This window comes from Stenotrophomonas sp. 3(2025), assembly GCF_052665395.1.
Genome location: NZ_JBQOIF010000009.1, coordinates 49,167 through 64,918 on the forward strand (window position 1 = coordinate 49,167; position 15,752 = coordinate 64,918).

Here is a 15,752-nt window from a genome sequence, read left to right on the forward strand (position 1 = left end):
AGCCTACGCTCGGCTCATCGCGATCTGAACGAAGAGCAGCCGAGCATGGCTCGGCTCTACAACTGCGGCGAGCAGGGACGGGACATGAACGATGTCCACGTCTGTCGCGATTGTCCATTGAATGACTGCGCAAGCGCTGGCCATGCTGCCCGATCGCTCGCTGACGGTCGCCCGCATGCTTCACCCCGAACGCTCCCACAACGCTGCCATCGATGGTCTGCGTGCACTGGCCGTGCTGGCCGTCATCGTCTTCCATGCGAACGCGGCGCGGCTGCCCGGTGGTTTCACCGGCGTTGACCTGTTCTTCGTGGTCTCCGGCTTCGTGATCAGCCAATCGCTGGCTGCGCGTGCAGGCATGCCACTGGGCGCGCTGCTGCTCGATTTCTACCGGCGCCGCGTGCTGCGCCTGTTGCCGGCGCTGCTGGTGATGCTGATGGCCACCTTCGTGCTGTCGGCGCTGTTCATCCCCCGCGCCTGGCGCAACGAGCAGTTCGACCAGACCGGCTGGGCGGCGCTGGTGGGTTTCAGCAACGTGGTACTGGCCGGCCAGCAGGATGACTACTTCTCGCCCGGCGCCGAACTCAATCCGTTCCTGCACACCTGGACACTGGGCGTGGAGGAGCAGTTCTACCTGGTGTTCCCGCTGCTGTTCTTCGTGTGGTTGCGCGGACGCGACCGCTGGCCGTGGTCGCGTGTGCTGTTGCCGGTGGCCGCCTTGCTGTCGCTGGCATGGGCGGGCTGGCAGGCGCAGGCCGCCCCGGCGGCGGCGTTCTACCTGCTGCCGTCGCGGTTCTGGGAACTGGCGGCCGGTGCGCTGTTGTACCAGTGGATGAGCGCGCGCGGTCCCGGCAAGCGCGGGGATGCGCTCGCACTGCCCGGCCTGGCCCTGCTGCTGGCGGGCGTGCTTGTCGCGCCGCAACTGGCCATGCCGGTGCCGGGTGTGCTGGCCACGGTGGTTGGTACCCTGTTGCTGTTGGTGGCGGTAGCGGGGCATGGCCAATCGCGCGTCGCCCGCGCCTTGGGCTGGGCACCGTTGTCGTACCTGGGGCGCCTGTCGTATTCGCTGTACCTGTGGCATTGGCCACTGCTGGTGCTGCTGCGCTGGACCTACGGGCTGCAGGGCGCTGCGCTGTGGCTGTATCCGGTGCTGCTGCTGGCCGTGTCGGCCGCGTCCTACCATTACGTTGAACGTCCGCTGCGCAGCGCGCTGCCGCTGTCGCGGCTGGCGCCGGCGAAGGTGCTGGCGATGGCGCTGCCGGTGGTGGCGCTGTGCGGCGCCGGCGCCTGGGCAACGGTGGAGTACCACGAGCAGATCTCGCTCAGCGTCACCCGTGATGGCTACGCATGGCAGGCGCGTCGCTACCCGGCGTGGCGACCGCTGGAACCGGTGAGCGCACCCGCGCTTGAAGGTCGACGCCTGTTTGTTGTCGGCGATTCGCATGCGGCGGCCTACCGCACGATGACCAGCATGGTCGCGCGACAGACCGGGATGGAGATCCGCCAGGAGGATCGCGGCGGCTGCAGCTTCGTCAATCTGCTGCGGGCCAGCCCGGCCGACTGCCAGGACTTCATCGAGGACAGCCTGTCGGCCATCGAACGCGACGCACGCCCGGGTGACATCGTGTTGCTGGCGGCGCTGCGCATGCCGGAGCTGCGAGGGTTCGATTGGCAGCAACAGGACGCACAGCAGATTTATCGGCAGTTGCTGGCCGAACGCACGCCCGCGCATGCGCAGGCGGCACGTGATGAAGCCGAGCGTGTGCTGGGCCGCCTGCAGCGGCTGGGCGTGCACGTGGTCATCGATGCACCGCTGCCGCTGTTCAAGGCAGGGGCCTATCGCTGCTCGGACTGGTTCAACCGTAGCAATCCGGCGTGTGCCGGGGGCCTGAGCATGTCGCGCGCGGATCTGCAGCGGTTGCGTGCGCCGCAGATGGCACTGCTGGCCGAGCTGGCCGCGCGCTATCCGTCATTGGCCGTGTGGGATCCGCTGCCGCTGCTGTGCGGGCCGGATACCTGCTCGGCGGTGCAGGACGGTGAACCGCTGTTCTTCGACAACGATCACCTGAGCGGGCATGGCAACCGGGTTCTGCTGCCCAGCTTCCGCCAGCTGCTGATCGGGCTGGCGGCCGGCAGATGACGGTTGCTGACGGCGCCGTACGCGCTTATCCCTCGATGCGCGCCTGGGCATCGCGGGGAGTGCCGTAGTCATCCAGCCACTGGAACGTCACCGAGGCCGGCATCGCGCTACCTGCCGGCAGCGGCAGCCGCACCTCTGCACCCGGTGCGATCATCTCCGGGTCCAGCGTGCGTCCATCGGGCAGGGTCAGCCTGCTGAGGGTCACATGGTATGCGCTTGGATTGGTGATCTGCAGCGCTCCTTCCAGCGCACGCCACTGCAGGTGGCTGGCTGCGCCGTGTGCAGTCCCAGGCAGGCCGGCCGGGCGATGGAACAGCTTCACCCGGGTACGTACCGCAAACTGCAGCAGATTCCTGCCGGCGGCATCTTCGGGCTTGGGCGGAATGTCCAGCAGGTTGAAGTAGAACACCGATTCGCGATCGGTCGGCAGTGGTTCGTCGGAGGGGCGTGGCGCATAGGTGATCCGATACGCCTGGCCCTGTTTCGGCTGCAGCAGGCGCGGCTCGGCGGGCGTCAGCCGGAAGGGTGTACGCACGTTCTCAGGGCGCGACTGGCTGTCGCCATCATCGATCCACACCTGGGTCAGCGCCGGCAGCTCGCCGACGTTGCTGGCCTTGACCGTTACATCGCGGCCAGTGTTCAGGTCATGAATCACGCGGGTACCCTGCAGCGTCACTGCAGCCGACACCGGCAATGCGGCAAGGCTGGCCAACAGGGTGACCAGCCGGAAACCATGGCGGAGTTTCATAGGGCGTCTCGTTGAGGCCGCCGGCTGGCGCCGTGCGGCGCCAACCGGCCGCGGGATTATCGGTACAGCACCACGAAGTCACCCGAAGCATCAGCTCTGCCCATGGTGGCGTTCTGGCCCGGCGAGGCATACCAGGCGCTGTAGGCCAGCTGGCCGCTGGCACCGGCGGGAATGGTGACCCAGACGGTGGGGTCCTCACCGATCTTCTGCTGGTTACCAGCCGCGTCGTATAGCGCCACGCCCACGTTGGTGGCGGTCGATAGCCCAGTCAACGCCAGGTTGCCGGTGCTGCCATCGGGGGTGCCGCCGAAGCGCACGCCTACGTCCTGCGATGCACCCGAGCCGGAGCAATCCAGGGCGATGGTGAAGTTCTTCTGGCCCGCGCGGGCGTTGGCGTTCACCGAGGCCAGGTCGACCTTGCCCATCGGCACGCTGATGGTGCCGCCGGTGGAGCCGACCGAGCAGGTGGAGGTCATCAGTTCGCCGGTGATTTCCAGCGTTTCGGCGGACACCGAGGGCGACACAACGGCAATGACGGAAAGAGACAGCAGGCGGAATATCAGTGACATGGCAGTTCTCTGTAGAGGAATGAAGACACGCAATGGCCGCCCATGGCAGCCAGTGGGCAGTTTCGATGCGGGCGCGCATCTGCGGAATGCAACTAATTGCAAAAACAGCTTGATGCCCGCCAATTGCAATTAATCCGATGGGAAGCGCGTTGCGTGGTTTCTAGACTTCCTGCTTTTCAAGTACCGGCATCCCTGTCAATGAACCGTCCTTCCACCGCGCTGCGTCTGTGCTTTGCGTCGGCATTGGCCATCTGCGTACTGGCACTTCCGGGTGGCGCCGAGGCAGCCTGTACCCGGCTGGCGCCGGGTGACCAGAACATCGTGCTTCCACCGTTCCCAATGCCGAACGTGGATCGGCCCGACGCCGCGTTTGGGCCGTATTCCAATGGCTATGTCGAACAAGGCTTTGAGTGCACCGTAGGCCAGACTGCATTTGTCGTCGACCTGACCGTCCTTGGCCTGACATACGAACGTGATATCAACTATCGCGGTCATACCTACCAGGCCTACAGTGTCGGCCCACGCTCGCCGTTGATCGGGTTTCGTCATTCGCTGAGCGTTCAGGGTGGCAGCGTGCAGAACGAGATGCCGCTCGCTTCTGGTCGGAATCGCAACCCGGGCCTCGTGCTGGCGACTACCTCGCCAGTCATGTCCAGCCTGTCCATCTTGCTGTTCGCTCGCGGCGGTGCCATGGAAGGCTTCCCCGCCACCGACCTGGGCTTCGCCACCTCATCGGTAGAGACCGACCCTGGCCAAACGATGCAGCACTCCATGCGGCTGGAAGTCAGCATCCGTCCCGCCACCTGCAGCATCACCAGCACCTCGCACGCGCTCGACAATGTGGTGGCCAATGACCTTGCCGCCAGCGGCAGCAGTGCCAAGGAGTCCAGCTTCGACGTGATGATGGATTGCCCGATGGGCAACATCGATGTTCATCTGTCGCTGGCCGACGCCAACAATCCTGGCAGCAGCAATGGTCAACTCGCCCCCGCCCCAGGCGCTACTGCTGGCGGCGTGCAGGTGCAGCTGCTGCGCGGCGGCCTGCCGGTGCAGTTTGGCCACGTCTGGTCCCACGGCTGGTCCAGCAAGGGCTCGCAGGCCATTCCATTCAGTGCGCGCTATCTGCGTACCGCCGATCCGCTGGCTCCCGGTGAGGTGAAAGGGGAGGCGGTGCTGACCGCCGATTACCGATGAGAACACCTCGCACCCTTCGGCTGCGGCGCGCACGGGCGTTGCGCGCAGTGCGGTCGCTCCCGGCGGCCGTCAGCGCGGTACTTTCGGCTGGCGTAGCGGTGGACGCCGTCGCTGCACCGGTCGAGTTCAGTGAAGGCTTCCTGATCGGCGGCGAGGCCATCGACATGACCCGTTACGCCAACGGCAATCCCCTGCCGGCCGGCGACTACGCTGTGGATGTGCATGTCAACGGCCAGTTCATGCGCAGCCAGGACATCCGTTTTGTCATCGACGACGACCCGCACCTCGCCGTGCCCTGCCTGTCCCCGACGCTGGTACGCACGCTGCCATTGAAGCCGGCATTCCTGGAAACACTGCCGGTCGATGAACATACCTGCGTGCAGCTGCCGACGCTGGTGGACGGCGCAAGCATTGCCTTCGACAGCGGTGAACTGCAGTTGTCCATCAGCATTCCGCAGGCCGCGCAGGCCATCGCTGCGCGCGGCTTCGTGGCGCCGGAACTGCGCGATGAGGGCATCACTGCCGCATTCATCGATTACAGCGCCAGCCACTACCGCAGCCAGGGCAACGGCAGCAGCTACCTGGGTCTGCGGGCAGGCGTGAATCTGGGTGCTTGGCGCCTGCGCCACCGTGCGTCGTTCACCCATGGCGACCAGGGCAGCGGCCATCAGGTCATCAGCAGCCACCTGCAGCGCGACATTCCGCTTTGGAACAGTCAGCTGCTGCTGGGGCAGGGCAATACCGGTGGCGAACTGTTCGAAAGTGTGCCGTTCACCGGTGTGCGTGTGGCCAGCGACGAGCGCATGCTGCCCGATTCGTTGCGCGGCTACGCGCCGGTGGTGCGCGGTATTGCCGAAGGCAATGCGGTGGTCACCATCCGCCAGAACGGCAGCATCGTCCACGAAAGCAACGTGGCCCCTGGTCCGTTCGCCATCGAGGATCTGTATCCCACCAACTTCGGCGGCGATCTGGAGGTCAGCATCACCGAGGCCGATGGGCGCGTGCAGCGCTTCACCATCAATTTCTCCGCCGTACCGCAGGCGCTGCGTGCGGGGACGTCGCGCTTGGCGTTCACCGTTGGTGAACTGCGCGATACAGGCACGACGCTGCAGACGTTGCGCTTCACCGAGGGAACCTATGCGCGTGGCCTGAACAACCGGCTTACCGTGTTGGGGGGCGCGCAGCTGGGCGAGGGCTATCACGCGCTGTTGGCCGGTGCCGCGGTCAACACCGCCATCGGCGCATTCGGTGCCGATGTCACCCGCTCACGCGCCCGCCTGCGCGGCAGCGAGACAGCGACCGGCAACAGTTTCCGCTTGAACTATCAACGTTATGTGGCCACTACCGGCACCAACGTCGGCCTGGCCGCGTACCGCTACAGTACCCGTGGCTTTCTCAGCCTCAACGACGCAGCACGCGTGCATGACGACGACTGGGGCTACGGCCAGCGCGCACGGCAGCGCTACCAAGTGAATTTCTCGCAGAAAGTGGGCCAGCGCAGCAATCTGTATCTCAGTGGCGGCCACGTGTCTTACTGGGACAGCGCCCGACGCCGCAACGACTTCCAGTTGGGCTTCCAGAGCACGCTGGGGCGTGTCAATTACAGTGTGTCAGCGCTGCGCTACCGCTTGGGCGATGGTCGTCAGGACACGCGCTATGCGTTCACCCTCAGTGTGCCGCTGGGCCGCAGTGCCAACGCACCGCGTGCCAGCACCCAGCTGAGCCAGGCCGACAGCGGGCGGCAATCACAACTGGGCATCAGTGGCAGCCTGGGCCAATCGCGTGCGCTGAGTTACAGCCTGTCCAGCGCGCAGGACAAGGACCAGAGCAGCCATAGTGCCTATGCCGCGTGGCAGGGCAGCCACGGCAACCTCAACGCGGGCTACAGCCGCAGCGGGGGCTACCGCAGCCTGTCACTGGGAGCGTCCGGCAGCGTGGCAGTGCATGGCGGCGGTCTCAATCTGGGCGCGCCGGTGGGCGAGGGTTTTGCGCTGGTGCAGGCACCGGGCGCTCAGGGCGCACGCATCGGCGGCGGCAGCCTGCGTGTGGCCCGCAACGGCTATGCGCTGTTGCCGCACATCAGCCCCTATCGCTGGAACACCATCGACCTGGATCCATCCGGCCTGCCGATCGAGGTGGAGCTGCTGCAGACCTCGCACCGCGTCGCGCCTACCGCCGGGGGCATCGTGCGCGTGCCGTTCCAGGTACGCCGCGAGCGCATGCTGTTCATCGATGCTACCGATGCGCTGGGCCAGCCGTTGCCCTTCGCTGCCGCAGTGCAGACCGAGGATGGTACGCCGGCGGGCGCGGTCGGGCAGGGCGGTGTCATCCAGCTGCGCGGCGCGCAGGACCGTGGTGTGCTGATCGTTGACCCCGAAGGCAAGCGACGTTGCCGTATCGACTACCGCGTGCCTGACGCGCCTGATGCCTACGGGTTGTCGTGGAGTCAAGTCGTGTGCATGCCGCAACCGTTGCCGCCGGAAGGACTGCAGGTGAGCACGCCGGAGCCGGAAGCGAGCATTGCCCCGTGAGTTTCGTATTTCCTTTCATCGTACACAGGAGTTCCACCATGTCCCGTTCCCCTCTGCAGTTGGTTGCGGTATCGCTGCTCTGCCTGCTTGCTTCGGCTGCGCATGCGCAAGCCACCCTCACCATCAGCGGCCGTGTCCTGCCCGGTACCTGCACGCTGGCAGCGCCCGCGATCACGCTGGATCCGGTGAAGGCTGACGAGATGACGCCGGGTACGGCGAACGCCGTGAAAGCCGGCACGCTCGACTTCAGCACCTGCGTGGGCGTAAATCGCGCGCGCTTGTCATTCACTGGCACGGCCGCCGATGGCGACCCGGAGCGCTGGAAGAATACGGCCGCGACCGCGCCCGCCACCGGCGTGACGGTCGCGTTGCTGGCGGGTACGACCGGCACTACCTACCTGAAGAATGGCGATGTTGATATTCCAGTTGCTGTCTCCGGGGCCACCGCGTCCTATCCACTGCGCGCGGGCTATTACATCGCCAACACCAGCGGCATCAACGCCGGCAACATCTCCACCCAGATCGTGGTGACGGCAGCCTACGACTGAATATGTTGGCCGAGGTACGGTGCGGCGGGATACGCCGCTTGGGCGCGCCCCGGTCGTAGAAGTGCTGACCGCATCGCGTTACAGCGGCGGCAGCACCTTGCCCGGGTTGAGGATGCCATCCGGATCCAGCGCGGCCTTGATCGCGCGCATCGCCGCCAGCGTTTCTGCGGTGAACGCCTTGGCCATGAAATCACGCTTGGCCAGGCCGATGCCGTGTTCGCCCGACAGCGTGCCACCGAGCGCCAGCGTCAGCTCGAAGATCTTCGGCAGCGCGGCATGCGCGCGTGCGTTCTCGTCGGCATCGTCGGGGTGGTACAGGATGTTGACGTGCAGGTTGCCGTTGCCGGCATGGCCGAAGGTGACGATGGTCAGCGAATAGTCGCGGGCCAGTACCTGCACGCCGGCCACCAGATCGGGGATGCGCGATACCGGTACCACCACGTCTTCGTTGATCTTGCCCGGGGCGACGCTGCGCAGCGCGGGTGACAAGGCCTTGCGTGCGGCCCACAGCTGGTCGCGCGCGCGGCCTTCCATCGCCACGTCCAGTGCGATCATGCCGTCACCTTCGGCGGCGGTCGCCAATGCCTGCAGCAGGTAGGGCAGGGTGTCGTGGTCGCCATCGGCCTCGACCAGCAGCAACGCGCCAGCGTCGGGTACGTCGGCACCGTTGAGGCGCAACAGCTCCAGGCTGCGTGCGTCCATGAATTCCAAGCGCGTGGGAACGACCGGCTGCGCCATCAGCCGCGACACGGCAGCGGCGGCGGCATCGGCATCGCGGTACAGCACGCGCAGGCCAGCCTGGCTGACCGGCAGCGGGGTCAGCTTCAACGTGGCTTCCACGATCAGCGCCAGCGTGCCTTCGCTGCCCACCAGCAGATGGGTGAGGTCGTAGCCGGTGGCGTCCTTGGTGTAGGCACCGCCGCAGCGGATCACCTCGCCGGTACCGGTCACCGCCACCAGGCCCAGCACGTTGTCGCGGCTGGTGCCGTACTTCACCGCGCGCGGCCCGCCGGCATTGCAGGCGAGGTTGCCGCCGATGCTGCAGATCTCGGCGCTGGACGGGTCCGGTGCCCAGAACAGGCCGTGCGGTGCCAGCGCCTGCTGCAGCGTTCCGTTTAGTACGCCCGGCTGTACCACGGCGCAGCGGTCACCGGCGCGGATCTCGAGGATGCGGTCCATGCGGGTGAACGACAGCACGATGCTGCCGGGCAACGGCACCGCAGCGCCGGTGGTGCCGGTGCCCGCACCGCGCGCGACCAGGGCCACGCCATGCGCGCGGCAGGCACGCACCAGCGCCTGCACCTGTTCGATGTCGGCCGGCAGTGCCACCGCAGCCGGGCACTGGTGGCGCCACGAGTTGTCCTGCGCGTTCGCCTCCAGTGCGCCGTCATCCATGCGCCAGCCGTCGCTGCCCAGCAGGGCGGACAGTTCGGCAACCAATGCGGAGGGCAGGGCAGTACTCATGACAGATCTCGTGGGGCAGCGGGGGCGGAGTGAATCAGTTTCCAGGCGATGACAGCGCCGGCCAGCGGCAGCCACACCCAGCGCAGTTCCGACAGCAGGGTGGCCAGGCCGCGCGCGCTGAAGAACTGCGGCGCGAACGGCGACACGCGGATCGGCCGCCAGGGCGCGAAGAAGCGGTGCTCGCTCCAGGGCCAGGCCAAGGCAACGCCAAGGCCTCCCGAGGTCATGGCGTCGAGCAGGGGATGGCTGGCGGCGCAGACGAACACGAACGCCGCCGCTTGTACGGTAGATACCAACCTTGGTTGGCATGGAGGCGCCGACCAAGGTCGGCGGCTACCAAAGAACGCCAACACCGCCGCCAACACGGCCAGCACGCAGGCGAACAACAACGAATGGCTGGCCCCGCGATGGCCGAACGCATCGGCATAGGGAATGCGCAGTGCAAAGGCCAGTACATCGGCATCGGGCAGCATTGCCGCGACCACACCGGCCGCCAGCAGTCGCGGCGGGATGCGGCCACGATCAGCGGCGCACCACAGCGCCAGTGGCACCGCCGCGTGGGTGATGATCGAAGGCATCAGTCACGCACCGTGGTAGTGCCGGCCAGGCTGCGCTCTGGTAGGTGCCAACCTTGGTTGGCACAGAAGCGCCGACCAAGGTCGGCCTCTACCAGAGCGGACGGTACCCATCAGTAATCATCCAACCGGAACGCATCGCGCAGCCAGTGCAGCTGCGGTGGTTCGCCCGTGGCTTCAACCACGTCGAAGCGGCACGGCGCATTGGCAATGGCGGGATGTTCCTGCAGGTACAGCTGCGCCGCGTGGATCAGGCGCCGGCATTTGCGCGGATCGACCGAGGCCGCGCCGCCACCGAAGTCCTGTCGCGCGCGGTAGCGCACTTCCACGAACACCACGGTGCCGGCGTCATCCATCACCAGGTCCAGTTCACCGCCGCGATAACGCACGTTGCGCGCCCGCGGCCGCAACCCGGCCTGCTGCAGATGCTGCTCGGCGGCGGCTTCCACCGCCGAGCCACGTTGCAGGTGCTCAGCGACCACCGGCGATCGGCATCGGCCGGCCACCGCTGAAGGTCGACCATGCCGGCTGGCGCAGGATGTTGCCGTTGCTGTCCAGGTACAGCGTGCCGGTGGCGCCGTCCAGGCCGCCTTCGGTGGCCAGCTTGTCCAGGTAGGCGCTGATCTTCCACGCATCGGCGCCGAAGGCGAACAGGCGGCTGGCGGCGCCGCGCGCGCTGGGCAGGGTCTGCGCGACCTGGGCAGCGGACGGCACGCCGGACACGTTGCGCACGTTCCAGGCTTCGTTCGGGTAGATGATGCCGTCCAGCGCCACGTCTTCTTCAACCTTGCCGCTGCCGGTGGTCAGCTGCGAGGTACCCACGCGGGTGGCGCCACCGGCACCGGCCAACGCCAGCTGCGGGGCCAGCAGGCGGGCCTGCGGTGCACGTACGGCCAGGAACACGGCGTCGACCGCGCCGGCGTTGCGCACCTGCGCGCTGACATCCCCCACCGTTTCGCTGATCGCGATGGTGGCGGCGACGCTGCCGCCGCGCTGGGCGAAGCGCTGGGCGAAGGCGGCTGCAGCGCGGCGGCCGGTGTCGTCGCTGCTGTTGATCACCAGCGCCTTGCTGCGCTCGCGGCCACGCATGTATTCGGCGGCGACGATGCCGTCGTCCTCCGGTGCCAGCGAGAAACCGGCGCTGCCAGCGGGCGGTGCATCCTTGCCGCGGTTCAGGCCGAGCACCGGCACCGGCAGCTGCTGGCGGCCGTACACGGCATCCACCTCGTCGCGGCCAAGCGGACCGACCACGAAGTCGGCGCCGGACGCCACGGCCTTGTCATACGCGGCCAGCGCACCGGCCGGGGTACCGGCGGTGTCGAAGAAGTTGACCTCCGGACGACGGCGGGTTTCACCGTAGTAGGCGCTGAGCAGGCCATCGCGCACCGGCTGTGCGGCAGTGGCCAGGCGGCCGCTGAGCGGCAGCAGCACGGCCAGCTTGGCCGGCGGGCGGTAGCCATCGCTCATCGCCGGCGGGCGCTTGCTGGTGTCGAACTGGGCGGCGCCATCGCGATCGAACGGGCGCGGCAGCGGCAGGCCACGGGCGATCAGTGCACGGCCTGCAAAGTTGTACAGCGGGTCGTTGGCCGGCAAGGCGGCGGCGCGACTGCGCAGGGTGGCATCGTCGAGGGTGCCGAGCAGACCGGAGATGGCGGCCTGGTTCTCGCTGCGCGCGGTGCCGGCCAGGCCGGCATGCGCACGGGCGCGTTCGGTGGCGGCGCCAAAGGCATCGCCGGTGGCCTGCAGGGCATTGGCGCGGGCCAAGGACCAGCGCGTGCGCAGGCTCGGGTGCACGTTGTCGGCATGATCCTTCAGCAGGGCCAGTGCCTGTGCCGGCTGCTTGTCGGCCAGTGCCAGCTCGGCGCAGGCCAGCTGGTAACGCTGCAGGCTGGCGCCGGTCAGCTGGCGGGCGGTCACCTGGCCCAGCAGGCTGCGCGCGCGTGCGCTGTCGCCGGCCAGGTGCCAGGCCCAGGCCGCATCGGCCAGCGCGTTGCTGCGGGCACCGCCACGCAGGGTTGCGGCCAGCGCTTCCAGTTGCAGGGCGGCGTCGCGCGGCTTGCCTTGTTCAATCAGCGCCAGCGCCTGGCTCTGGGCCGGCGATTCGGGCGTGCTGACGAGGCTGGTGGTGGCACAACCGGCCAGCAGCATCAACGACAGCGACAGGGCAGAGATGCGTGCGGCGGGCTTGTTCATGATCGGGTCCATGCGATGAGGGCAGCGGCCTTGGCCAGGTACACGCTAGGATTCTACCCTTGCCCCGTGAGTACCGCTGAAATGAGTGTCCCAACCCTGTATGTCGTCGCCACGCCGATCGGCAACCTGGCCGATCTGAGCCCGCGCGCGCAGGAGGTATTGCGTTCGGTGGCGGCCATCTGCGCCGAGGACACCCGCCGCAGTGGCCAGCTGCTGTCCCATTTCGGCATCCAGCAGCCGCTGGTGGCCCTGCACGAACACAACGAAGAGGCCCTGGCCCAGCGCCTGGTGGCGCGGCTGCAGGCGGGCGAGTCGCTGGCGCTGGTCAGCGATGCCGGCACCCCGCTGGTCAGCGATCCGGGCTTCCGGCTGGTGCGTGCCGCGCGTGCTGCCGGCATCAAGGTCAGCCCGGTTCCCGGTGCCTGCGCGGCCATCGCTGCGCTGAGCGTGGCCGGCCTGCCCAGCGACCGCTTCAGTTTCGAGGGATTCCTGCCGGCCAAGGCCAGCGGCCGCCGCGATCGCCTGCAGGGGCTGGCCGGCGAAGTGCGCACGATGGTGTTCTACGAATCCTCGCACCGCATCACCGAGTCGTTGGCCGACATGGCGGCGATCTTTGGCGGCGAGCGCCCGGCCGTGCTCGCGCGCGAGCTGACCAAGCTGTTCGAGACCGTGCTCGATGGCGACCTGGCCGGGTTGCTGGCGCAGGTGGAAGCCGATGACAACCAGCGCAAGGGCGAGTTCGTGGTGATGGTGCAGGGCGCTGGCGACGATGCCGAGGCGCAGCTGGCTCATGGCCGGCACGTCTACGCCAAGCTGAGCGAGCACCTGCCACCGTCGACCGCGGCCAAGCTGGCGGCCGAGTTGACCGGCGCACCGCGCAAGGCGTTGTACGGCCGGTAGCGCCGGGCCATGCCCGGCGAGCGCGTAGCGCGGCATCCAACGGCCGCCGGGCATGGCCCGGCGCTACCAGAACGCGGCGGGCAGGAACCCCCCATGTACGTTAGAATGCGCGCGGCGGAGTCGGCCAGACAGTCGCGTCATCCCTTCGGGGGTGCCGAGGAAAGTCCGGGCTCCATAGGGCAAGGTGCCAGGTAACGCCTGGGCGGCGCAAGCCGACGGAAAGTGCAACAGAAAGATACCGCCTACGTCTTCTTCGGAAGGCCGGTAAGGGTGAAATGGTGCGGTAAGAGCGCACCGCGAGTCTGGCAACAGACCGGTACGGCAAACCCCACCTGGAGCAAGACCAAATAGGGATCCATTGGCGCGGCCCGCGTTGGATCCGGGTAGGTTGCTTGAGCGTTGCGGCGACGTAACGCCTAGAGGAATGACTGTCCACGACAGAACCCGGCTTATCGGCCGGCTCCGCCCCTTCATTCCATCCGCATCCATCCACGCATGGCGTGGATCCACCAATCGCGATCCACGCACGGTGTTTGGATCCGGTAGTGCCCGGCGGAAATGAACTGCGAGAAGCGCTCGCACCACACCACCACGGTGGTGAACTGGTTCACGTCGACATTGGCCGGCACATCCACCAGGAAGCGGTTGAAGCTCTTGACCTCACCGATGCGCTCGGCCTTGTCCTTGATCTTCAGGAAGTCCGCCTTGTTGTCGACGAAGTCCTGGACCAGGTAGACCTTGTAGTCCGGGCCCGGGCCCATCTTGCCGTCGAAGGCGACGTGGCGCGCGCTGACGCTGACCTTGCCTTCGGCCCAATGCACCGCGTCACTGCCTTTGAGGTCGCGACGGAAGGTGGTGTGGTAAGTGGCGTCGGCCATCGTGGCCTGCACCTGCGCGATCGGCGGGTCATCGGGAGCGATCAGGATGGGCAGCAAGTACACGCCCAGGCCGAAGCCAACGCCGAGGGTGAGCAGATGGGTGGCAAGCAGGATGAGGATGCGGCGCATGGTGCCTCCTTGTGGGTGTGGTCGATCGCACGGCGCGGTGCCGGGCGTGACCACCCTGGGAGGTCAGGGCCGACATTTATAGACACAGAGCCGGATACGAAAAGGACACAGTGCGCGGGCTGCGACGACGGAGCCCCTGTGGCGTGGGCGGATCGCGGTCGCGGTTGGAAGCTGAATGACGTTTCTCGCCCTTGCGATGACAACTGCCATCGCGTGGATCGCGACAACGCGATGCCCGGTAGTGCCGGCCGCTGGCCGGCAACCGCAAGGTGCATCCGAGGATCCAGAAGTTGCCGGCCAGCGGCCGGCACTACCGTTCCAGTCAGAAAATGACGTGACCTTGTCCGCTGGGTACACCCTGCGGACCAAAGCGGCGCTCATGGATTTCGCCCTGGCCGTTGCCATCGATCAGCAGCACGGTGCTGGCGCGGGTGCCGTAATCGTCGCCACGGATGAAGGCGGGGCTGAGCCAGCGTTCGCGTTCCAGGCCGATGCCGGTATCGGGCAGGTCGCTGTCGACCGGGCGATGTTCATCGGCCAGCGCATCCCACAGTGGGGTCAGGTCCGGGGTCAGATTCCTTTCCCGTTGGGAAAGGAATCTGACCCCGTCTTGTTCCAGCCACGACGACAGCGCATCCATCAGCCGCCGGGTCTTCGGCCAGGGCGCATCAAGCGCGCCGTTGGACATGCCATGCACGCCCGGGCCAAGCGTCTGCCGTTCGGCCGGGTGGTTGCCCAGATACTCCAGGCTGTGGCCATCGGCCAGCAGCAGGTTGAACGGGGCATAGGCAGTGGAGATCCCGGCCAAGCGTTCTATATGTATGCCCGCCGGATCGCGGCCACGCAGGTAGTCGGCCACCAGGGCGCCACGCGATGGCCCGGTCTGGGAAGCCTGCGGATCGCGGACGTTGGTCACCACCGCCATCCGGCCGCCGGCACCCACCCCTGCCCAGCCGCCGCCGGAGCGCAGGTCGCGCCCACCGATGACCGACGTCCCGTCCTGCCAGGGGGCCAGAGCGGCAGTGGGTCGGGCGTGGAACTCATCACGGTTGCCGGCCATCACCAGCCGCCAGCGCGGGTGGTGCAACCAGCCAATAGCAAGCAGGCACATGGCGCCATTGTGCCCGGTTTGCGCAGTCCGACGTCGCTTTCGGCCCGTTCTGCATGAATGCGCAGCCCATGTTTCACGCCCCCTCCACACCCCTGAACTTCCGTTCAATCTCAAAAATTGAGACGGATCAGCAACTTGTGGATAAACCTTGAACAACTCTCTAAACATCGGCGCAAACCATTGATGCGGCTGGCGATTTCCCTGCTGAAAAGTTGTTGACAACCCTTGGGCCGCTGCTAAGGTGGGCATCAGAGGGAAATCCGGGTGTTTTGTGGATTTTCGTGGTTCAATGTTTCACCGGGCGAAGGATAAGGTGCAGGCGTCGTGTTCCAGGGCGAGACGGCCATCACAGTTGACGACAAAGGGCGCATGGCGGTTCCCACCGCTCACCGCGACCTGGTTGCGCGCGTCAGCAACAACCGTCTCGTGTTGACCTACAACCCCTTCGAATCCGGCTGCCTGTGGCTGTACGCCGAGTCGGAATGGGAGCGGGTACGCGACGACGTCATGTCCAAACCCAACACACAGCGCGTCGTACGTCTGCTGCAGCAGAAGCTGGTCGGTTCAGCCGCCCACCTGGAGCTGGACGGCAACGGTCGCATCAGCATTCCCGCCAGCCACCGCGGTGCGGTGGGCATTGAGAAGAAGGCGGTATTGCTCGGTATGGGCGACAAATTCGAATTGTGGAGCGAGCAGGCGCATCGGGCCCTGATCCAGCAGACGTTGTCTGACGAGGATCTGGGTGATGGGTTGCTCGACCTGAAGTTGTGAGCCG

Annotated in this window: 14 protein-coding genes and 1 other RNA gene; 7 read left to right on the forward strand and 8 right to left on the reverse strand. The window is 66.9% G+C overall.

The window, feature by feature from the left end; all coding sequences use genetic code 11:
* Positions 1 to 121: 121 nt before the first annotated feature.
* Positions 122 to 2,137 carry an acyltransferase family protein gene (locus ACUXVE_RS09040; protein WP_445514257.1) on the forward strand — a complete coding sequence of 672 codons (2,016 nt, stop codon included), beginning with the start codon at positions 122 to 124 and terminating at the stop codon, positions 2,135 to 2,137.
* Between the two features lie 25 nt (positions 2,138 to 2,162).
* Here ACUXVE_RS09040 and ACUXVE_RS09045 read toward each other — a convergent pair whose 3' ends face one another.
* Both ACUXVE_RS09045 and ACUXVE_RS09050 read right to left on the reverse strand, forming a co-directional pair.
* Positions 2,163 to 2,885, reverse strand: coding sequence for a fimbrial biogenesis chaperone (locus tag ACUXVE_RS09045; RefSeq protein WP_445514258.1), 723 nt, complete (start codon positions 2,883 to 2,885; stop codon positions 2,163 to 2,165).
* A gap of 56 nt (positions 2,886 to 2,941) precedes the next feature.
* Positions 2,942 to 3,454 (reverse strand): fimbrial protein, encoded by a 513-nt coding sequence (locus ACUXVE_RS09050; RefSeq protein WP_445514259.1) that lies wholly within the window; start codon positions 3,452 to 3,454, stop codon positions 2,942 to 2,944.
* A 198-nt stretch (positions 3,455 to 3,652) separates the two neighbouring features.
* Between ACUXVE_RS09050 and ACUXVE_RS09055 the strand changes: the two genes are divergently transcribed.
* From ACUXVE_RS09055 to ACUXVE_RS09065, 3 genes are read left to right on the forward strand one after another with little or no spacing between them, the layout of a single operon-like run.
* Positions 3,653 to 4,648: a fimbrial protein gene (locus tag ACUXVE_RS09055; RefSeq protein ID WP_445514260.1), complete on the forward strand. Its 996-nt coding sequence runs from the start codon at positions 3,653 to 3,655 to the stop codon at positions 4,646 to 4,648.
* Positions 4,645 to 7,179 (forward strand): fimbria/pilus outer membrane usher protein, encoded by a 2,535-nt coding sequence (locus tag ACUXVE_RS09060; RefSeq protein ID WP_445514261.1) that lies wholly within the window; start codon positions 4,645 to 4,647, stop codon positions 7,177 to 7,179. Before ACUXVE_RS09055 ends, ACUXVE_RS09060 begins: the two co-directional genes overlap by 4 nt.
* 38 nt (positions 7,180 to 7,217) lie before the next feature.
* Positions 7,218 to 7,727: a fimbrial protein gene (locus tag ACUXVE_RS09065; RefSeq protein WP_445514262.1), complete on the forward strand. Its 510-nt coding sequence runs from the start codon at positions 7,218 to 7,220 to the stop codon at positions 7,725 to 7,727.
* A 78-nt stretch (positions 7,728 to 7,805) separates the two neighbouring features.
* Here the strand turns inward: ACUXVE_RS09065 and ACUXVE_RS09070 are convergent, their stop codons facing one another.
* The 4 genes from ACUXVE_RS09070 to ACUXVE_RS09085 form a co-directional block, all read right to left on the reverse strand.
* Complete coding sequence (locus tag ACUXVE_RS09070; RefSeq protein ID WP_445514263.1) at positions 7,806 to 9,191, reverse strand: FAD-binding oxidoreductase; 1,386 nt, start codon at positions 9,189 to 9,191, stop codon at positions 7,806 to 7,808.
* Positions 9,188 to 9,769 (reverse strand): metal-dependent hydrolase, encoded by a 582-nt coding sequence (locus ACUXVE_RS09075; RefSeq protein WP_445514264.1) that lies wholly within the window; start codon positions 9,767 to 9,769, stop codon positions 9,188 to 9,190. The genes ACUXVE_RS09070 and ACUXVE_RS09075 overlap by 4 nt, the downstream gene beginning before the upstream one ends.
* 110 nt (positions 9,770 to 9,879) lie before the next feature.
* A complete protein-coding gene (locus tag ACUXVE_RS09080) occupies positions 9,880 to 10,248 on the reverse strand; it encodes a YraN family protein (RefSeq protein WP_445514265.1) in 369 nt (122 codons plus the stop codon).
* On the reverse strand, positions 10,238 to 11,959 hold the full coding sequence (locus ACUXVE_RS09085; RefSeq protein WP_445514266.1) for a penicillin-binding protein activator: 1,722 nt from the start codon (positions 11,957 to 11,959) through the stop codon (positions 10,238 to 10,240). Before ACUXVE_RS09085 ends, ACUXVE_RS09080 begins: the two co-directional genes overlap by 11 nt.
* 81 nt (positions 11,960 to 12,040) lie before the next feature.
* On the opposite strand from ACUXVE_RS09085, the gene rsmI reads away from it, so the two are divergent.
* Positions 12,041 to 12,859, forward strand: a complete 819-nt coding sequence (gene rsmI / locus ACUXVE_RS09090) for a 16S rRNA (cytidine(1402)-2'-O)-methyltransferase (protein WP_093818905.1) — start codon at positions 12,041 to 12,043, stop codon at positions 12,857 to 12,859.
* 116 nt (positions 12,860 to 12,975) lie between these two features.
* An RNA gene (gene rnpB, locus ACUXVE_RS09095) (RNase P RNA component class A) lies at positions 12,976 to 13,327 on the forward strand.
* Between the two features lie 2 nt (positions 13,328 to 13,329).
* Here the strand turns inward: rnpB and ACUXVE_RS09100 are convergent.
* Complete coding sequence (locus ACUXVE_RS09100; RefSeq protein ID WP_445514267.1) at positions 13,330 to 13,866, reverse strand: DM13 domain-containing protein; 537 nt, start codon at positions 13,864 to 13,866, stop codon at positions 13,330 to 13,332.
* Positions 13,867 to 14,188: 322 nt separating this feature from the next.
* Complete coding sequence (locus ACUXVE_RS09105; protein WP_445514268.1) at positions 14,189 to 14,977, reverse strand: NRDE family protein; 789 nt, start codon at positions 14,975 to 14,977, stop codon at positions 14,189 to 14,191.
* A 324-nt stretch (positions 14,978 to 15,301) separates the two neighbouring features.
* Here ACUXVE_RS09105 and mraZ point away from each other — a divergent pair, with 324 nt between their 5' ends.
* Entirely contained in the window at positions 15,302 to 15,748 is a 447-nt protein-coding gene (gene mraZ, locus ACUXVE_RS09110) for a division/cell wall cluster transcriptional repressor MraZ (RefSeq protein ID WP_025876601.1), read from the forward strand.
* Positions 15,749 to 15,752 lie beyond the last annotated feature (4 nt).

Bases quoted from the DNA above. Each gene is read 5' to 3' on its own strand.
- ACUXVE_RS09040 (WP_445514257.1), top strand. From the start codon at position 122: ATGACTGCGCAAGCGCTGGCCATGCTGCCCGATCGCTCGCTGACGGTC.
- ACUXVE_RS09045 (WP_445514258.1), bottom strand. From the start codon at position 2,885: ATGAAACTCCGCCATGGTTTCCGGCTGGTCACCCTGTTGGCCAGCCTT.
- ACUXVE_RS09050 (WP_445514259.1), bottom strand. From the start codon at position 3,454: ATGTCACTGATATTCCGCCTGCTGTCTCTTTCCGTCATTGCCGTTGTG.
- ACUXVE_RS09055 (WP_445514260.1), top strand. From the start codon at position 3,653: ATGAACCGTCCTTCCACCGCGCTGCGTCTGTGCTTTGCGTCGGCATTG.
- ACUXVE_RS09060 (WP_445514261.1), top strand. From the start codon at position 4,645: ATGAGAACACCTCGCACCCTTCGGCTGCGGCGCGCACGGGCGTTGCGC.
- ACUXVE_RS09065 (WP_445514262.1), top strand. From the start codon at position 7,218: ATGTCCCGTTCCCCTCTGCAGTTGGTTGCGGTATCGCTGCTCTGCCTG.
- ACUXVE_RS09070 (WP_445514263.1), bottom strand. From the start codon at position 9,191: ATGAGTACTGCCCTGCCCTCCGCATTGGTTGCCGAACTGTCCGCCCTG.
- ACUXVE_RS09075 (WP_445514264.1), bottom strand. From the start codon at position 9,769: ATGCCTTCGATCATCACCCACGCGGCGGTGCCACTGGCGCTGTGGTGC.
- ACUXVE_RS09085 (WP_445514266.1), bottom strand. From the start codon at position 11,959: ATGAACAAGCCCGCCGCACGCATCTCTGCCCTGTCGCTGTCGTTGATG.
- rsmI (WP_093818905.1), top strand. From the start codon at position 12,041: ATGAGTGTCCCAACCCTGTATGTCGTCGCCACGCCGATCGGCAACCTG.
- ACUXVE_RS09100 (WP_445514267.1), bottom strand. From the start codon at position 13,866: ATGCGCCGCATCCTCATCCTGCTTGCCACCCATCTGCTCACCCTCGGC.
- ACUXVE_RS09105 (WP_445514268.1), bottom strand. From the start codon at position 14,977: ATGTGCCTGCTTGCTATTGGCTGGTTGCACCACCCGCGCTGGCGGCTG.